At 69.9% G+C, this 13726-nt stretch carries 9 protein-coding genes and 1 tRNA gene; 7 read left to right on the top strand and 3 right to left on the bottom strand.

Features of this window, described 5'->3' with window-relative positions:
• The first annotated feature begins 92 nt into the window (after window positions 1–92).
• Genes pdhA through KIH27_RS07575 form a run of 3 tightly spaced genes read left to right on the top strand, consistent with a single transcriptional unit; the run spans window position 93 to window position 3457 of the window.
• Window positions 93–1196: a pyruvate dehydrogenase (acetyl-transferring) E1 component subunit alpha gene (gene pdhA, locus KIH27_RS07585; protein WP_214092331.1), complete on the top strand. Its 1104-nt coding sequence runs from the start codon at window positions 93–95 to the stop codon at window positions 1194–1196.
• Window positions 1197–2258 carry an alpha-ketoacid dehydrogenase subunit beta gene (locus KIH27_RS07580; protein WP_214092330.1) on the top strand — a complete coding sequence of 354 codons (1062 nt, stop codon included), beginning with the start codon at window positions 1197–1199 and terminating at the stop codon, window positions 2256–2258. It begins immediately after the preceding gene.
• A complete protein-coding gene (locus tag KIH27_RS07575; RefSeq protein WP_214092329.1) occupies window positions 2255–3457 on the top strand; it encodes a dihydrolipoamide acetyltransferase family protein in 1203 nt (400 codons plus the stop codon). The genes KIH27_RS07580 and KIH27_RS07575 overlap by 4 nt, the downstream gene beginning before the upstream one ends.
• Window positions 3458–3462: 5 nt before the next feature.
• Here the strand turns inward: KIH27_RS07575 and KIH27_RS07570 are convergent, their stop codons facing one another.
• A complete protein-coding gene (locus KIH27_RS07570) occupies window positions 3463–4218 on the bottom strand; it encodes an enoyl-CoA hydratase (RefSeq protein ID WP_214092328.1) in 756 nt (251 codons plus the stop codon).
• Between the two features lie 185 nt (window positions 4219–4403).
• Window positions 4404–4477: transfer RNA gene (locus tag KIH27_RS07565), tRNA-Arg, on the bottom strand.
• Between the two features lie 297 nt (window positions 4478–4774).
• On the opposite strand from KIH27_RS07565, the gene KIH27_RS07560 reads away from it, so the two are divergent.
• The 4 genes from KIH27_RS07560 to KIH27_RS07545 are packed head-to-tail and all read left to right on the top strand — an operon-like array spanning window position 4775 to window position 12305.
• Window positions 4775–6241 carry a wax ester/triacylglycerol synthase family O-acyltransferase gene (locus KIH27_RS07560; protein WP_214092327.1) on the top strand — a complete coding sequence of 489 codons (1467 nt, stop codon included), beginning with the start codon at window positions 4775–4777 and terminating at the stop codon, window positions 6239–6241.
• Window positions 6238–7872: an HAD-IB family hydrolase/lysophospholipid acyltransferase family protein gene (locus tag KIH27_RS07555; protein ID WP_214092326.1), complete on the top strand. Its 1635-nt coding sequence runs from the start codon at window positions 6238–6240 to the stop codon at window positions 7870–7872. The genes KIH27_RS07560 and KIH27_RS07555 overlap by 4 nt, the downstream gene beginning before the upstream one ends.
• A gap of 2 nt (window positions 7873–7874) precedes the next feature.
• Entirely contained in the window at window positions 7875–10226 is a 2352-nt protein-coding gene (locus tag KIH27_RS07550) for a glycerol-3-phosphate 1-O-acyltransferase (protein ID WP_214092365.1), read from the top strand.
• A gap of 60 nt (window positions 10227–10286) precedes the next feature.
• Complete coding sequence (locus tag KIH27_RS07545) at window positions 10287–12305, top strand: bifunctional copper resistance protein CopD/cytochrome c oxidase assembly protein (RefSeq protein WP_214092325.1); 2019 nt, start codon at window positions 10287–10289, stop codon at window positions 12303–12305.
• 26 nt (window positions 12306–12331) lie between these two features.
• Here the strand turns inward: KIH27_RS07545 and KIH27_RS07540 are convergent, their stop codons facing one another.
• Window positions 12332–13660, bottom strand: coding sequence for an MFS transporter (locus KIH27_RS07540; protein WP_214092364.1), 1329 nt, complete (start codon window positions 13658–13660; stop codon window positions 12332–12334).
• Window positions 13661–13726: the final 66 nt, after the last annotated feature.

Raw genomic sequence — 13726 nt, 5'->3', positions numbered from 1 at the left:
TCGCCGACACGGCGGCCGGGTCCCGAGGTGCGGCGCCCGGGGGCTGCCCGTTTTCGCTGGCATAATGAGTTAAGCGTCGCAAGGAGGCTCAGATGGGCCAGTCATCCGGCTTCGAGGGTCGTGAAGGGTTCGGTGTGGACTGGGAACCCGTGCAGTTGATCGGAGCGGACGGCACACCCACCGGTGAGGATCGTTTCGCCCGGGATCTGCCGGACGAAACACTGTGCTGGCTCTACGAATTGATGGTCATCACTCGTGAGCTGGACATCGAGTTGGTGAACCTGCAGCGGCAGGGTGAGCTGGCACTGTTCGCGTCCTGCCGTGGCCAGGAGGCGGCACAGGTCGGGGCGACCGCCTGCCTGCGCAAGACCGACTGGCTGTTCCCGCAGTACCGCGAGCTGGGGGTGTTCGTCACCCGCGGGATACCGCCCTGGCATGTCGCGGCCGCCTGGCGCGGAACGTGGAACGGTGGGCTGGAGTTCACCGCGAAATGCTGTGCGCCGATATCGGTTCCGATCGGCACGCAGGCTCTGCACGCGGTCGGGGCCGCGATGGCGGCCCAGCGACTGGACGAGGACTCCGTCACCGTGGCGTTCGTCGGCGACGGTGCCACCAGTGAGGGCGATGTGCACGAGGCGTTGAACTTCGCCGCGGTGTTCAACACCCCCTGCGTGTTCTACGTGCAGAACAACCAGTGGGCGATCTCCGTCCCGCTGAGCCGGCAGACCGCGGCGCCGACGTTGGCGCACAAGGCGATCGGCTACGGGATGCCCGGCGTTCGGGTCGACGGCAACGACCCGCTGGCCTGCTACGCGGTGATGGCCGAGGCGGCGGAACGGGCTAGGTCCGGTGGCGGCCCGACCCTGATCGAGGCGGTCACCTATCGGCTCGGTCCGCACACCACCTCCGACGACCCGACCCGCTACCGCAGCAGTGCTGAACTCGACCGCTGGGCGGCGCTGGACCCGATCCCGCGCTACCGCGCCTATCTCCGCAACATCGGGGTGTGGTCGGACCGTCTCGATGAGCGAGTCATCGCCCGGGCCAAGCGATTGCGCACCGAACTGCGGGATGCGACGGTCGGGGCGGCCGACGTCGACATCGACGAGGTGTTCACCGCGGTCTACGCCGAGATCACCCCGGAACTTCAAGAGCAGCGTGCGATGCTGCGCGCCGAGTTGGCCAGGGGGCGTTAGATGACCCAGATCCTCGAACCACCGACCCGGTCGGCGCCGGAACCAGCGGACGATGCCGAACCGCCGAACCGACAGCCGTCGGCGCAGGACCTGAGCATGGTGCAGGCGCTCAACCTCGCACTGCGCGACGCGATGACGGCCGACGAGAAGGTGCTGGTGTTCGGCACCGACGTGGGGGTGCAGGGTGGCGTGTTCCGGGTGACCGAAGGACTGACGGCGACGTTCGGCGAACAGCGCTGCTTCGACACCCCACTGGCCGAGTCCGCGGTGATCGGGGTGGCCATCGGGCTGGCGATCCGCGGGTTCACGCCGGTGCCGGAGATCCAGTTCGACGGGTTCAGCTACCCGGCGCTGGACCAGGTCGTCAGCCACCTGGCGAAGTACCGCAGCCGAACCCGCGGCGAGGTGTCGATGCCGGTGACCGTGCGTATTCCGTCGTTCGGCGGAATCGGTGCGGCCGAACATCATTCGGAATCCACCGAAACCTACTGGGCGCACACCGCCGGGTTGAAGGTGGTGGTTCCCGCCGATCCGTCCGACGCCTACTGGCTGCTGCGGCACGCCATCGCCGCACCGGATCCGGTGATGTTCCTGGAACCGAAACGGCGTTACTGGGCCCGCGGACTCGTCGACACCGGGAACCCGGCGCCGGGCATCGGCCGTGCGGCAGTGCGTCGTTCGGGCCGCGACGTCACGGTCGTGACCTACGGCGGCGGGGTCGCCACCGCGCTGTCCGCCGCGGAGATCGCCGCGCAGCAGCAGGGTTGGAGCCTCGAGGTGGTGGATCTGCGCTCCCTGGTACCGCTGGACTTCGACACCGTCACGGCGTCGATCCGGCGGACCGGTCGGTGCGTGGTGCTGCACGAGGGGCCGCGGAACGTCGGCTTCGGCGCCGAGTTGGCAGCCCGGATCTCCGAGGAGTTGTTCTACGAACTGGAGGCTCCGGTGTTGCGCGTCACCGGATTCGACACGCCCTACCCGCCGGCCCGGCTGGAGCGGCAGTGGCTGCCCGGGCCGGACCGCCTGCTCGACTGCGTCGAACGCGTCCTGGAGTTGCCATGACAGACGGGTCGGTGCAGACCTTCGCGGTCCCCGACCTCGGTGAGGGGCTCGCCGAGGTGACGGTGACCGCCTGGAACGTCGCCGTCGGTGACCGGGTGGAACTCAACCAGCCGCTGTGCTCGGTGGAGACTGCGAAAGCCGAGGTGGAGATTCCCAGCCCGTACGGCGGGCGGATCGTCGAACTCGGCGGCGGCCAGGGCGACGTCCTCGCGGTCGGCGCGCCGCTGGTGCGCATCGCCACCGACTCGGAGTCCGGCGGGCCCAACGGTTCCCCGCCGCACCCCAACGGTGCGCCGGTCGACGAACCGACGGCGGACCGCAAGCCGGTGCTGGTCGGGTACGGTGCCGACGAGACCTTCGACACCAGCAGGCGCGCCGACGCCCCCAACGGCCGGCTCAAAGCCAAACCCGCCGCCCGCAAGCTCGCCGCGGAGTTGGGCGTCGACCTTGCCGCGGTGGCACCCGGTTCCAGCGGTGTCATCACGACCGAGGCGGTCCGCGCCGCGGCGGACGACGCCCGGCCCGTCGGTCTCGTGCAGGCGACGATGGCTGAACGAATGACACTGTCCCGCAGCAAGATCCCCGACGCTCACGCCAGCGTGCAGGTGGACTGCGGCAACCTGCTGCGGCTGCGGGACCGGCTCGCCGCCGAAACCCCCGGGATCACCCCGTTCGTGCTGACGCTGCGACTGCTGGTGCTCGCGCTGACCCGGTCGCCGGTGCTGAACTCCACCTGGATCGACGCGCCGGACGGGCCGCGGGTGCGCACCCATCAGTCGATTCATCTGGGTTTCGGGGTCGCCGCGCCCCGCGGTCTGCTGGTGCCGGTGGTCTTCGACGCGCAGCGCAAGACCACCCGCGAACTCGCCGCAGCCGTCGCGCAGTTGATCGAGGGGGCTCGGGCGGGCCGCCTGTCGCCGGCCGAGTTGCAGGGGTCGACGTTCACCGTGTCCAATTTCGGCGCCCTCGGCCTCGACGACGGCGTGCCGGTGATCAACTACCCGGAGGCCGCCATCCTGGGCATGGGTTCACTGAAGCCGCGGCCGGCGGTCGTCGACGACGCCATCGTGGTGCGCCCGCAGATGACGCTGACGTGCGCGTTCGACCATCGGGTCGCCGACGGCGCGCAGGTCGCCGAATTCCTGTGCCGGCTGCGGAATCTGGTCGAACACCCCGACAGCGCGCTACTGGACCTGTAGGCCGGTTATCTGCGTTGCGCCGCAGCCAGTCTGGCGGCGAACTCGGGGGATTCGATGGTCGCGGCCTGCGGGGTGAGCTCGGTGCGCTTGGCGAATTCGTGCTGCTCGGTGTCGACGGTCCCGGGGCTGGCGGTCAGGCGCATCGTCGCCTTGGTCGCCAGGACCACCTCACGCGGGGCGGCGGCCGGACCCGCCGCCAGCGTCAGTGCCGCGGCCACCGGGTCGTCGGCAACCTGCAGCGCCAGGCCGTGCCGCACGGCGGCGTCGGCGTCGAACCGCATCCCGAACAGCAGGGCGGCGCGGGCGACCTGCGGTCCGACCGCGCGGTGCAGCATCCAGGTGGCGCCGCCGCCGGGGTGGATGCCGAGCTGCTGAAAGCGGGGGTCGAACAGCGCGGCGGGTCCGGCGATCCGCACGTCAGCCGCCAGGGCGAGGTTCAGGCCCGCGCCGACCGCGGCGCCGTTGACCGCGGCGATCGTGGGCAGGGCGCACTCGGCGACGGCCATGAAGCCGTCATACAGCGCGAGCAGGCCGTCCTCGGTGGCCACTCCCAGTGCCGACAGGTCGGCCCCTGCGCAGAACGCCCGGCCCGCGCCGGTGATCACCACCGCGTGGACGCCGGGATCGGATTCGGCGGATCGCACCGCCGCGCGCAGTGCGGCCGACATCGCGCCGGTGACCGCGTTGCGGCGGTCGGGATCGTTGACGGTGATCAGCGCCACCCGGTCGGTGACGTCGAACAGGACCGGTTCGCGCGGCAAGTTCAGTGTTCCCCGCAGCTGTCAGGCGACCCAGGCGATGATGGCCGCACAGATGACGAGCAGCGCAATCATGCCGACGATGTACAGGCGAATGGTGCGTTCGTGACTCATTCCGTTACCTTTCCACGTTCCCGATATCTTCGTCGTTCTTCAGTGCATTGTCACGCTATCGGCGTGATGCGGAGCGCCCCCGGCAGGACTCGAACCTGCGACCACAAGATTAGAAGTCATGTGCTCTATCCACCTGAGCTACGGAGGCAATGCCCGCTCAGTTTATCCGCCGACGGGTGCGTGACAGCCGGGGCCGGGCAACGTCGACCGCCGCGTCCGGCGCGCCGCCCACGGGTGCTTCGCCGGCACTTTCCAATTGGACGGGCCAGCAGACAATTTCGTTTTGCCGACCGGCGTCCGGATCTGGACAATCGACAGGCGGTACCGCGGGCGAACAACTAGCGTTGAATGGTGCTCGTGACGGGTTGTGAACAGGAGGCGCGAGTGGTGACAGTGTCGACGGATCGGGCGGGCGGGGGCCGCCGGTCGTGCCGGGGTGGCAGTCGTGGGTGAGCTCGTCGACGCCGCGGGTCTGCCCACCGAACTCGGCGCCGTCGACTATCTGATGCATCGCGGTGAGGCCAACCCGCGCACCCGTTCCGGAATCATGGGCGTGGAACTGCTGGACACCACCCCCGACTGGGAACGGTTCCGCGCCGTCTTCGAGAACGTCTCCCGCCGGGTGCTGCGACTGCGGCAGAAGGTGGTGGTGCCGACGCTGCCGACCGCGGCGCCGCGCTGGGTGGTGGACCCGGACTTCAACCTGGATTTCCACGTCCGCCGGATTCGCGTCCCCGAGCCCGGGGGCCTGCGCGAGGTGCTCGACCTGGCCGAGGTGAACCTGCAGTCGCCGCTGGACGTGTCCCGCCCGCTGTGGGCCGCGACCCTGGTCGAGGGGCTCGCCGGCGGCCGGGCCGCGACCATGCTGCATCTGAGCCACGCGGTCACCGACGGTGTCGGCGGTGCGGCGATGTTCGGCCAGATCTACGACCTGGAGCGCAACCCACCGGCCCGGCAGCTGCCGCCGCAGCCGGTGCCGCAGGACCTGTCACCTGGTGACCTGATGCGTGACGGGATCAATCATCTGCCCGGGGCGCTGCTCGGGGGCACCCGGGACGCGCTGATCGGCGTGCTCGGGATGGCGACGCGCACCGTGCGTGATCCGCTGTCGACGGTGACCGGGGCGATCGACTACCTGCGCTCGGGTGCGCGGGTGGTCAGCCAGGCCGCCGACCCGTCGCCGCTGCTGAAACGGCGCAGCCTCAGCACCCGCACCGAGGCGCTCGACATCCGACTGGCCGACCTGCACCGCGCCGCCAAGGCCGGGGGCGGCTCGATCAACGACGCCTACCTGGCGGCGGTGTCCGGGGCGCTGGGCCGCTACCACCGGGCGCTCGGCGTGCCGATCGCCACCGTGCCGATGGCGGTGCCGGTGAACCTGCGCGCCGAGGCGGACCCTGCCGGCGGCAACCGGTTCACCGGCGTGAACCTGGCCGCCCCGGTCGGGGTCGTCGACCCGGTGGAGCGGATCAAACGGATCCGCACCCAGATGACCCAGCGGCGTGAAGAGCCCGCGATGGATCTGATCGGTTCCATCGCACCGGTTCTGACCGTGTTCCCCACGCCCGTCCTGGAACAACTGACCGGGTCGGTGGTCGGTGCCGACGTCCAGGCCAGCAACGTGGCGTTCTACCCGGGTGAGACCTACATCGCCGGGGCGAAGGTGTTGCGGCACTACGGAATCGGCCCGCTGCCCGGGGTGGCGATGATGGTGGTGCTGATCTCCCGGGGCGGTGAGTGCACGATCACCGTGCGCTATGACCGCGCCGCGGTGCGCGACGAGAAACTGTTCGCCGAATGTCTGGTCGGCGCGTTCGACGAAGTGCTGGCACTGGCCGGCGACCCCGCACCGCACTGTGTTCCGGCGTCGTTCGCGTCGGCGCGGGCCACTGCAGAAAGCGACGCACAATGACCGCTGAGACCTCCGACGAGAAACGACCGGCGCCGCCGCGCGACATGCGTCTGCCCGGTTCGGTGGCCGAGGTCGTCGCCAGCCCGCCCGGACCGAAGATCGGCGCGTTCTTCGACCTGGACGGCACCCTGGTGGCCGGCTTCACCGGCATCATCCTCACCCGGGAGCGGTTCCGGAACCGCGACATGGGGTTGGGGGAGTTGGTCGGTCTGATCCAGGCCGGGCTCAACCACCAACTCGGCCGCATCGAGTTCGAGGAACTGATCACGACGGCCTCGTCGGCGCTGCGGGGCCGCTCGCTCAGCGACCTGGATGAGATCGGGGAGCGACTGTTCGTGCAGAAGATCGCCGGGCGCATCTACCCGGAGATGCGCGAACTGGTGCGGGCCCATCAGGCCCGCGGGCACACCGTGGTGCTCAGTTCCTCGGCGCTGACGATTCAGGTCGAACCGGTCGCCCGGTTCCTGGGCATCACCAACACGCTCACCAATGCGTTCCAGACCGACGCCGACGGCGTGCTCACCGGCGAGGTGGTGGAGCCGATCCTGTGGGGGAGGGGCAAGGCGGCGGCCGTGCAGAAGTTCGCCGCCGAACACGGAATCGACCTGCAGGACAGCTACTTCTACGCTGACGGCGACGAGGACGTCGCACTGATGCATCTGGTCGGCAATCCGCGGCCGACCAACCCGGAGGGCAAGATGGCCGCCGTCGCGCGGCGGCGCGGCTGGCCGATCCTGCGCTTCAGCAGCCGGGGCAGCGGCATCGTCGGGCAGCTGCGTAACCTGGCCGGACTCGGCTCGATCCTGCCGGCCGGCGCCGGCGCGGTCAGCTGGGGTCTGCTCAGCGGCAGCCGCCGGCGCGGCGTCAACTTCTTCACGTCGACGTTCCCGCACCTGCTGCTGACCATCAACGGCGTGCACCTCAACGTGATCGGGCGGGAGAACCTGACCGCGAAGCGGCCGGCGGTGTTCCTGTTCAACCACCGCAACCAGGTGGACCCGCTGATCGCGGCGTCGCTGGTGCGCGACAACTGGGTCAGCGTCGGCAAGCGGGAGTTGGAGAAGGATCCGATCGCCGGTCCGCTGGGCAAGCTCACCGAGATGGTCTTCATCGACCGGGATGATCCCGCGGCGGCGGTGGAGTCGCTGCACGAGGTCGAGGAACGCGCCAAGAAGGGACTCTCGGTCGTGATCGCCCCGGAGGGCACCCGGGTCGACACCACCACGGTGGGGCCGTTCAAGAAGGGGCCGTTCCGCATCGCGATGGCGGCGGGTATCCCGATCGTGCCGATCGTGATCCGCAACGCCGAGGTGATCGCGGCCCGCGACTCGATGATCGCCAACCCCGGCACCGTGGATGTCGCGGTGTTCCCGGCGATCTCGGTCGACGATTGGACGGTGGAGAACCTCGACGAGCGGATCGCGGAGATCCGCGACCTGTACGTCGACACCCTGGCCGACTGGCCCGTCGACGGGTTGCCGGAACCCGCGAAGCAGGCGCCGGCGAAGAAGACGACGGCCAAGAAGGCGCCCGCGAAGAAGGCGCCGGCGAAGAAGAAGGCCCCCGTAAAGAAGCCGCCTGCGAAAGGGGCCGCCCGGGAAGGCGTCTCCGGTTCGAAAGCGGGGCAGTGAGCATCGCGTCGAACGCCGACACGTCGCCGCACACCGCGGCCGGCGACCTGCTGGTGCTGGCGATCGTGTCGTCGTCGGTGGAGACCGGACAGATCAGAGGCTGGCTGGATCGCTACCGCGCCGACCACGCGGGCGCTCACGTCGACGTGCTGCAACTGCCGTCGGCGGATCCGTCGCCGGCGGAGATGGCGCAACTGGTCGCCGCGCTCGAGCACGATGAGAACCGGTTGGTGATGCCGCTGCGGGTGTTCTGGATGCCGCCCGCCGAGGCCTCGATACCGTCCCGGATCGCCGCCCTGCTGCCCGGGTGGAATCCCTACCAGCCCAACGAACGTCGTCAGCGCCGGATCATCCGCACGAACCCGGCGCTGGCGCGGGTGGTGACCGGCGAACCGGCGACGGTCGCCGACCTGCGCCGGCAGTGGAGCGAGAAGACCGTCGGTGAGAACCCGCGCGACTTCGCGCACTACGTCACCCGGCGCGCGGCGCTGGCGCTGGAGCGTGCGGAATACCGGATCCTGGGGCCGCAGTACAAGTCGCCGCGGCTGGTCAAGCCGGAGATCCTGGCGTCCGCCCGGTTCCGGGACGGGCTGCAGAACATCCCGGGCGCCACCGTCGACGAGGCCGGCAAGATGCTCGACGAACTGTCCACCGGGTGGAGTCGGGCCTCGGTGGACCTGGTCGGTGTGCTGACCAGGATGCTCAGCCGCGGCTTCGACCAGGACATCGACTACGACGAGTACCAGGTCGCCGCGCTGCGCACCGCGCTCGAGAACCACCCGGCGGTGCTGCTGTTCTCGCACCGCTCCTACATCGACGGTGCGGTGATGCCGGTCGCGATGGCCGAGAACCGACTGCCGCCGATCCACGTCTTCGCCGGCATCAACCTGTCGTTCGGGTTGATGGGGCCGCTGCTGCGCCGCTCCGGCGTCATCTTCATCCGGCGCAGCATCGGCAACAACCCGCTGTACAAGTACGTGCTCCGGGAGTACGTCGGCTACGTCATGGAGAAGCGGTTCAACCTGAGCTGGTCGATCGAGGGCACCCGGTCGCGCACCGGGAAGATGCTGCCCCCCAAGCTCGGCCTGATGAGCTACGTCGCGGACGCCTACCTGGACGGCCGAAGCGATGACGTTCTGCTGCAAGGCGTTTCGATCAGCTTCGACCAGCTGCACGAGACCACCGAGTACGCCGACTACGCCCGCGGCGGCGAGAAGACGCCCGAGGGCATCGGCTGGCTGTACCGGTTCATCAAGGCGCAGGGTGAACGCAACTACGGCAAGATCTACGTGCGTTTCCCGGAGGCGGTGTCGATGCGCCAGTACCTCGGCGCCCCGCACGGCGAGGCGGCCCAGGACGAGGCGGCGAAAAGGCTGGCGCTGCAGAAGATGTCGTTCGAAGTCGCCTGGCGGATTCTGCGGGCCACGCCGATCAACGCCACCGGGCTGGTGTCGGCGCTGCTGCTCACCACCCACGGCCTTGCGTTGACGCTGGATCAGATTCACCACTCGCTGCAGGATGGCCTGGATTACCTGGAACGCAAGCAGACCCCGATCTCCAACAGCGCGCTGCGGTTGCGCACCCGCGACGGGGTGCGCGCCGCGGTCGACGCACTGTCCAACGGGCATCCGGTGACGCGGGTCGACGGCGGCCGGCAACCGGTGTGGCGGATCGCGCCGGAGAACGAACACGCCGCGTCGTTCTACCGGAACTCGGTGATCCACGCCTTCCTGGAGGCGTCGATCATCGAACTCGCGCTGGCCTGTGCCGGGCGCACCGAAGGCGACCGGGTCGCGGCGTTCTGGGATCAGGCGATGCGGCTGCGCGATCTGCTGAAGTTCGACTTCTACTTCGCGGACTCGGCCACGTTCCGGGAGAACATCGCCGAGGAGATGTCGTGGTTCCCGGACTGGGAATCGCGCGTCGCCGCGGGCCCAGCCGGGATCGACACGCTGCTCTCACAGAAGCGCCTACTGATGTCGGACGTCATGCTGCGGGTGTTCTTCGAGGCCTACGAGATCGTCGCCGATGTGCTGCGGGATGCGCCCGATCAGATCGGTGAGACCGAGCTGACTCAGTTGGCGCTCGGCGTCGGGCGACAGCACGTCGCGCAGGGCAGAATCCGCAGCAGCGAATCGGTGTCCACCCTGCTGTTCGCCACCGCGCGGCAGGTCGTCGCCGATCAGGGCCTGCTGGAGTCGGGGCCGCACCTGCAGGAGCGCCGGGCGGAGTTCCGCAACGAACTGCGGCGCATCCTGAAGGACTCGGACCACATCGCCCGGATCGCGCGTCGGGAGTTCAACACGCGGGAGGCCGAGGCTCGCGAGGAGCGGCGGCGCGCCCGCGGCCGGTAGCGCGGACGCCGAGTCGGGCGTGCTGGCGGTCGCTGAAGCGGGCACCATACGCTGGAGCACATGACGTCGACTTCGGCCCCCGGTGGGCGCGCTGCGACGCCGGCTCTGCTGGTGGGTGTTGCCGCACTGGCCGGTGCCACCGCTGCGGGGATCGGTGCGCTGGCGCTGGCCTCGGCGCTGACCGCGACGGGCCTGCCCGATCCCGGCCCGGTGACGACGCTGGGGTTGCCGTTCGTGCGGGCCGCCGGGGAGATCGCGGCCGCGCTGGCCGTCGGTTCGTTCCTGTTCGCTGCCTTCCTGGTGCCGCCGCAGCGCAGCGGGGTGCTGGACGCCGCCGGGTATCGCGCACTGCGCCTGGGCACTGCGGCGTCCGGCGCGTGGGCGGTCTGCGCGGCCCTGCTGGTGCCGCTGACGATCTCCGACGTCTCGGGCCACTCGCTGATCGAGCACCTGGACCCGGTGTCGACGTGGCAGTTGGCCGGTCTCATCGACACCGCCTCGGCGTGGCGGTGGACGGCGATCCTGGCGGCGGTGGTGACGCTGGTGAGCCGGCTGGTGCTGCGCTGGTCGTGGACCCCGGTGCTGCTCGGTGGCGCGCTGCTCACCCTGATCCCGCTCGGGCTGACGGGCCATTCGGCTGCCGGCGGATCCCACGACCTGGCCACCAACAGCCTGCTGATCCACCTGCTGGCGGGGGCGCTGTGGGCCGGCGGGCTGCTCGCGCTGCTGGTGCACGCCCTGCGCGGCGGTGCGCACGCCGACCTGGCGGCGCGCCGCTTCTCGACGGTGGCGCTGTGGTGCTTCGTGGCGATGGGGCTGTCCGGGGTGCTCAACGCGCTGGTGCGCATCACCCCGGCCGAACTGTTCACCAGCCCGTACGGCCGGCTGGTGATCGCGAAGACCGTCGCGCTGGGCCTGCTGGGCGTCGCCGGCTGGCAGCAACGCCGGCGCGGGGTCGCGGCGCTGCAGGCCGACCCGGAAGCGCGCGGTGCGCTGATCCGGGTGGCCCTGGTCGAGGCCGTCGTCTTCGGGATCACGTTCGGGATCGCGGTCGGGCTGGGCCGCACCCCGCCGCCACCGCCGCCGGTGCTGAACCCGTCGATCCCGATGGTGAAGATCGGCTACGACTTCGCGGGCCCACCGACGGTGGCCCGGGTGCTGTTCGACTGGCGCTTCGACGTGATCTTCGGGACCGCGGCGCTGGTGCTGGCCGCCGTGTACGTCGCCGGTGTGCTGCGGCTGCGCCGCCGCGGCGACGGTTGGCCGGCGGGGCGCACCGCGGCCTGGCTGCTGGGCTGCGCGACGCTGCTGTTCGCCACTTCGTCGGGGACCGGACGCTACATGCCGGCGATGTTCAGCATGCACATGGTCGTGCACATGATGCTGTCGATGCTGGTGCCGATCCTGCTGGTGCTCGGCGCACCGACCACCCTGGCGCTGCGGGCGCTGCCGGCGGCCGGCCACGACGACCCGCCGGGCATGCGGGAGTGGCTGCTGGCCGCGCTGCACAGCCGGGTGTCGCAGGTCCTCACCAACCCGATCGTCGCCGCGGTGATCTTCGTCGTCGGGTTCTACGGGCTGTACTTCTCGACCATCTTCGACTCGATCGTCGGCAGCCATGCCGGCCACGTCGCGATGAACGTCCACTTCCTGCTCAGCGGGTACCTGTTCTACTGGGTGGTGATCGGGATCGACCCGACACCGAAGCCGATCTCACCGCTGGCGAAACTGGCCGTCGTCTTCGCGTCGCTGCCACTGCACGGCTTCTTCGGGGTGTTCCTGATGGGTATGCCCAAGGTGCTCGGCGGCTGGTTCTACGGTTCGCTGGGATTGCCCTGGCACACCGACCTGGCCGGCGATCAGCACCTCGGCGGCGGGATCACCTGGGCGGCCGGCGAATTGCCGCTGCTGGTGGTGATGATCGCGCTGCTGGTGCAGTGGACGCGCTCCGACCGGCGGGTCGCGCGACGCTACGACCGTGGCGCGGACCGTGACCACGACGCCGAACTGGCGGCCTACAACGCGATGCTGGCGGAGGTGGCCCGCCGGGACGCCGCCGGGCAGCACCAATCCCGCTGAACCGCCGTCGGCGCTGAACCGGTAGGTCAGCCCGCGACGTCGACGAGGCTGAGCGCTTCCTGCTCCGTCGCCACCGAAGGACCGGAACCGGGGAGCGGCTTGCCGGCGACCTCGGGGGTGAACCACACCGTGACCGCGCCGATCAGCCCGGCGGCCATCAGCAGGTACGCCGGGGCCATCACGTTCCCGGTGCCGGCCACCAGGGTCTCGACGATCAGCGGAGTGGTGCCGCCGAACAGCGAAACCGAGATGTTGAACGCGATCGCCACGGCGAAGTTGCGCACGTTGGTGGGGAACAGCGCCGGCAGCGTCGACGGTGATGTCGCGCTGAAGCACAGCAGTGCCGCCCCGACGATCATCACGCCGAGCAGACTCACCGGATAGCCGCCGCCGTACCGGATCAGCAGGAACGCCGGGATCGAGCCCGCGATCAGCAGCACACAGCCCAGCCACATGATCGGCTTGCGCCCGACGCGGTCGGATGCTTTCGCGACGAAGACGACCGCCAGCAGCATCATGGCGAGCACCACCACGATCATCGTCAGCCCCTGACCGCCGCTGATCGCCCCGACCTGCTTGAAATACGTCGGCAGGTACCCGGTGAGCAGGTAATTGGTGACGTTCTCCGCCAGCACCAGGCCGATGGTGATCAGCAACGCCGTGCGGTGCCGGGTGATCGTCTGCCGGAACGGGCTCAGTTCGGTGTCGCCGGGCTGCCGGCTCTCGGTCATCTGCTCGTAGGCGGGGGACTCCTCGATCCGCAACCGCATGTACAGCGCGACCACCGCCAGTGGGACGCCCAGCAGGTAGGGGATCCGCCAACCCCAGCTGAGCATGTCGGCGACCGGCAGTTGGGTCTGGACCACGGTCACCACCGCCGCGCCCACCAGATATCCGCCCAGCGTGCCCAGCGGCAGGCACCCGGCCACCGCGCCGCGGCTGCGGTCCGGGGCGTGCTCGCTGACGTAGGTCATGGCGCTGACGTATTCGCCGCCGGTGGAGAAGCCCTGCAGGACCCGGGTGACGATCAGCAGCACCGGCGCCCAGATCCCGACGCTTTCGTAGCCGGGCAGCAGTCCGGTGACGGTGGTCCCGACGGCCATCAGCGTGACCGTCATGATCAGCACCTTCTTGCGCCCGATCCGGTCGCCGAGTGCGCCGAAGACCACCCCGCCGAACGGGCGCACGGCGAATGCCGCGGCCAGCGTGCCGAAGGTGGCGATCAGGCCGACCGCGCTGGAGCTGTCCGTAGGGTAGAAGACCTGCGCGATCGTGGTGGCCAGGAAGCCGTAGATACCGAAGTCGTACCACTCCATGAAGTTGCCGATCGCGGTGCCGACGATCGAACGACGCAGCGCGACAGGGTCAGTGACCCGGATGTCCTCGCGTGCCCAGGTGGCTCGGCGGGTGGGTTCATCGCC

The sequence above is a fragment of the Mycolicibacter acidiphilus genome, assembly GCF_018455725.1.
Lineage (GTDB): Bacteria > Actinomycetota > Actinomycetes > Mycobacteriales > Mycobacteriaceae > Mycobacterium > Mycobacterium acidiphilum.
Note: the sequence above shows the minus strand (reverse complement) of the source record. Positions and strands in the feature narration are given on the sequence as shown.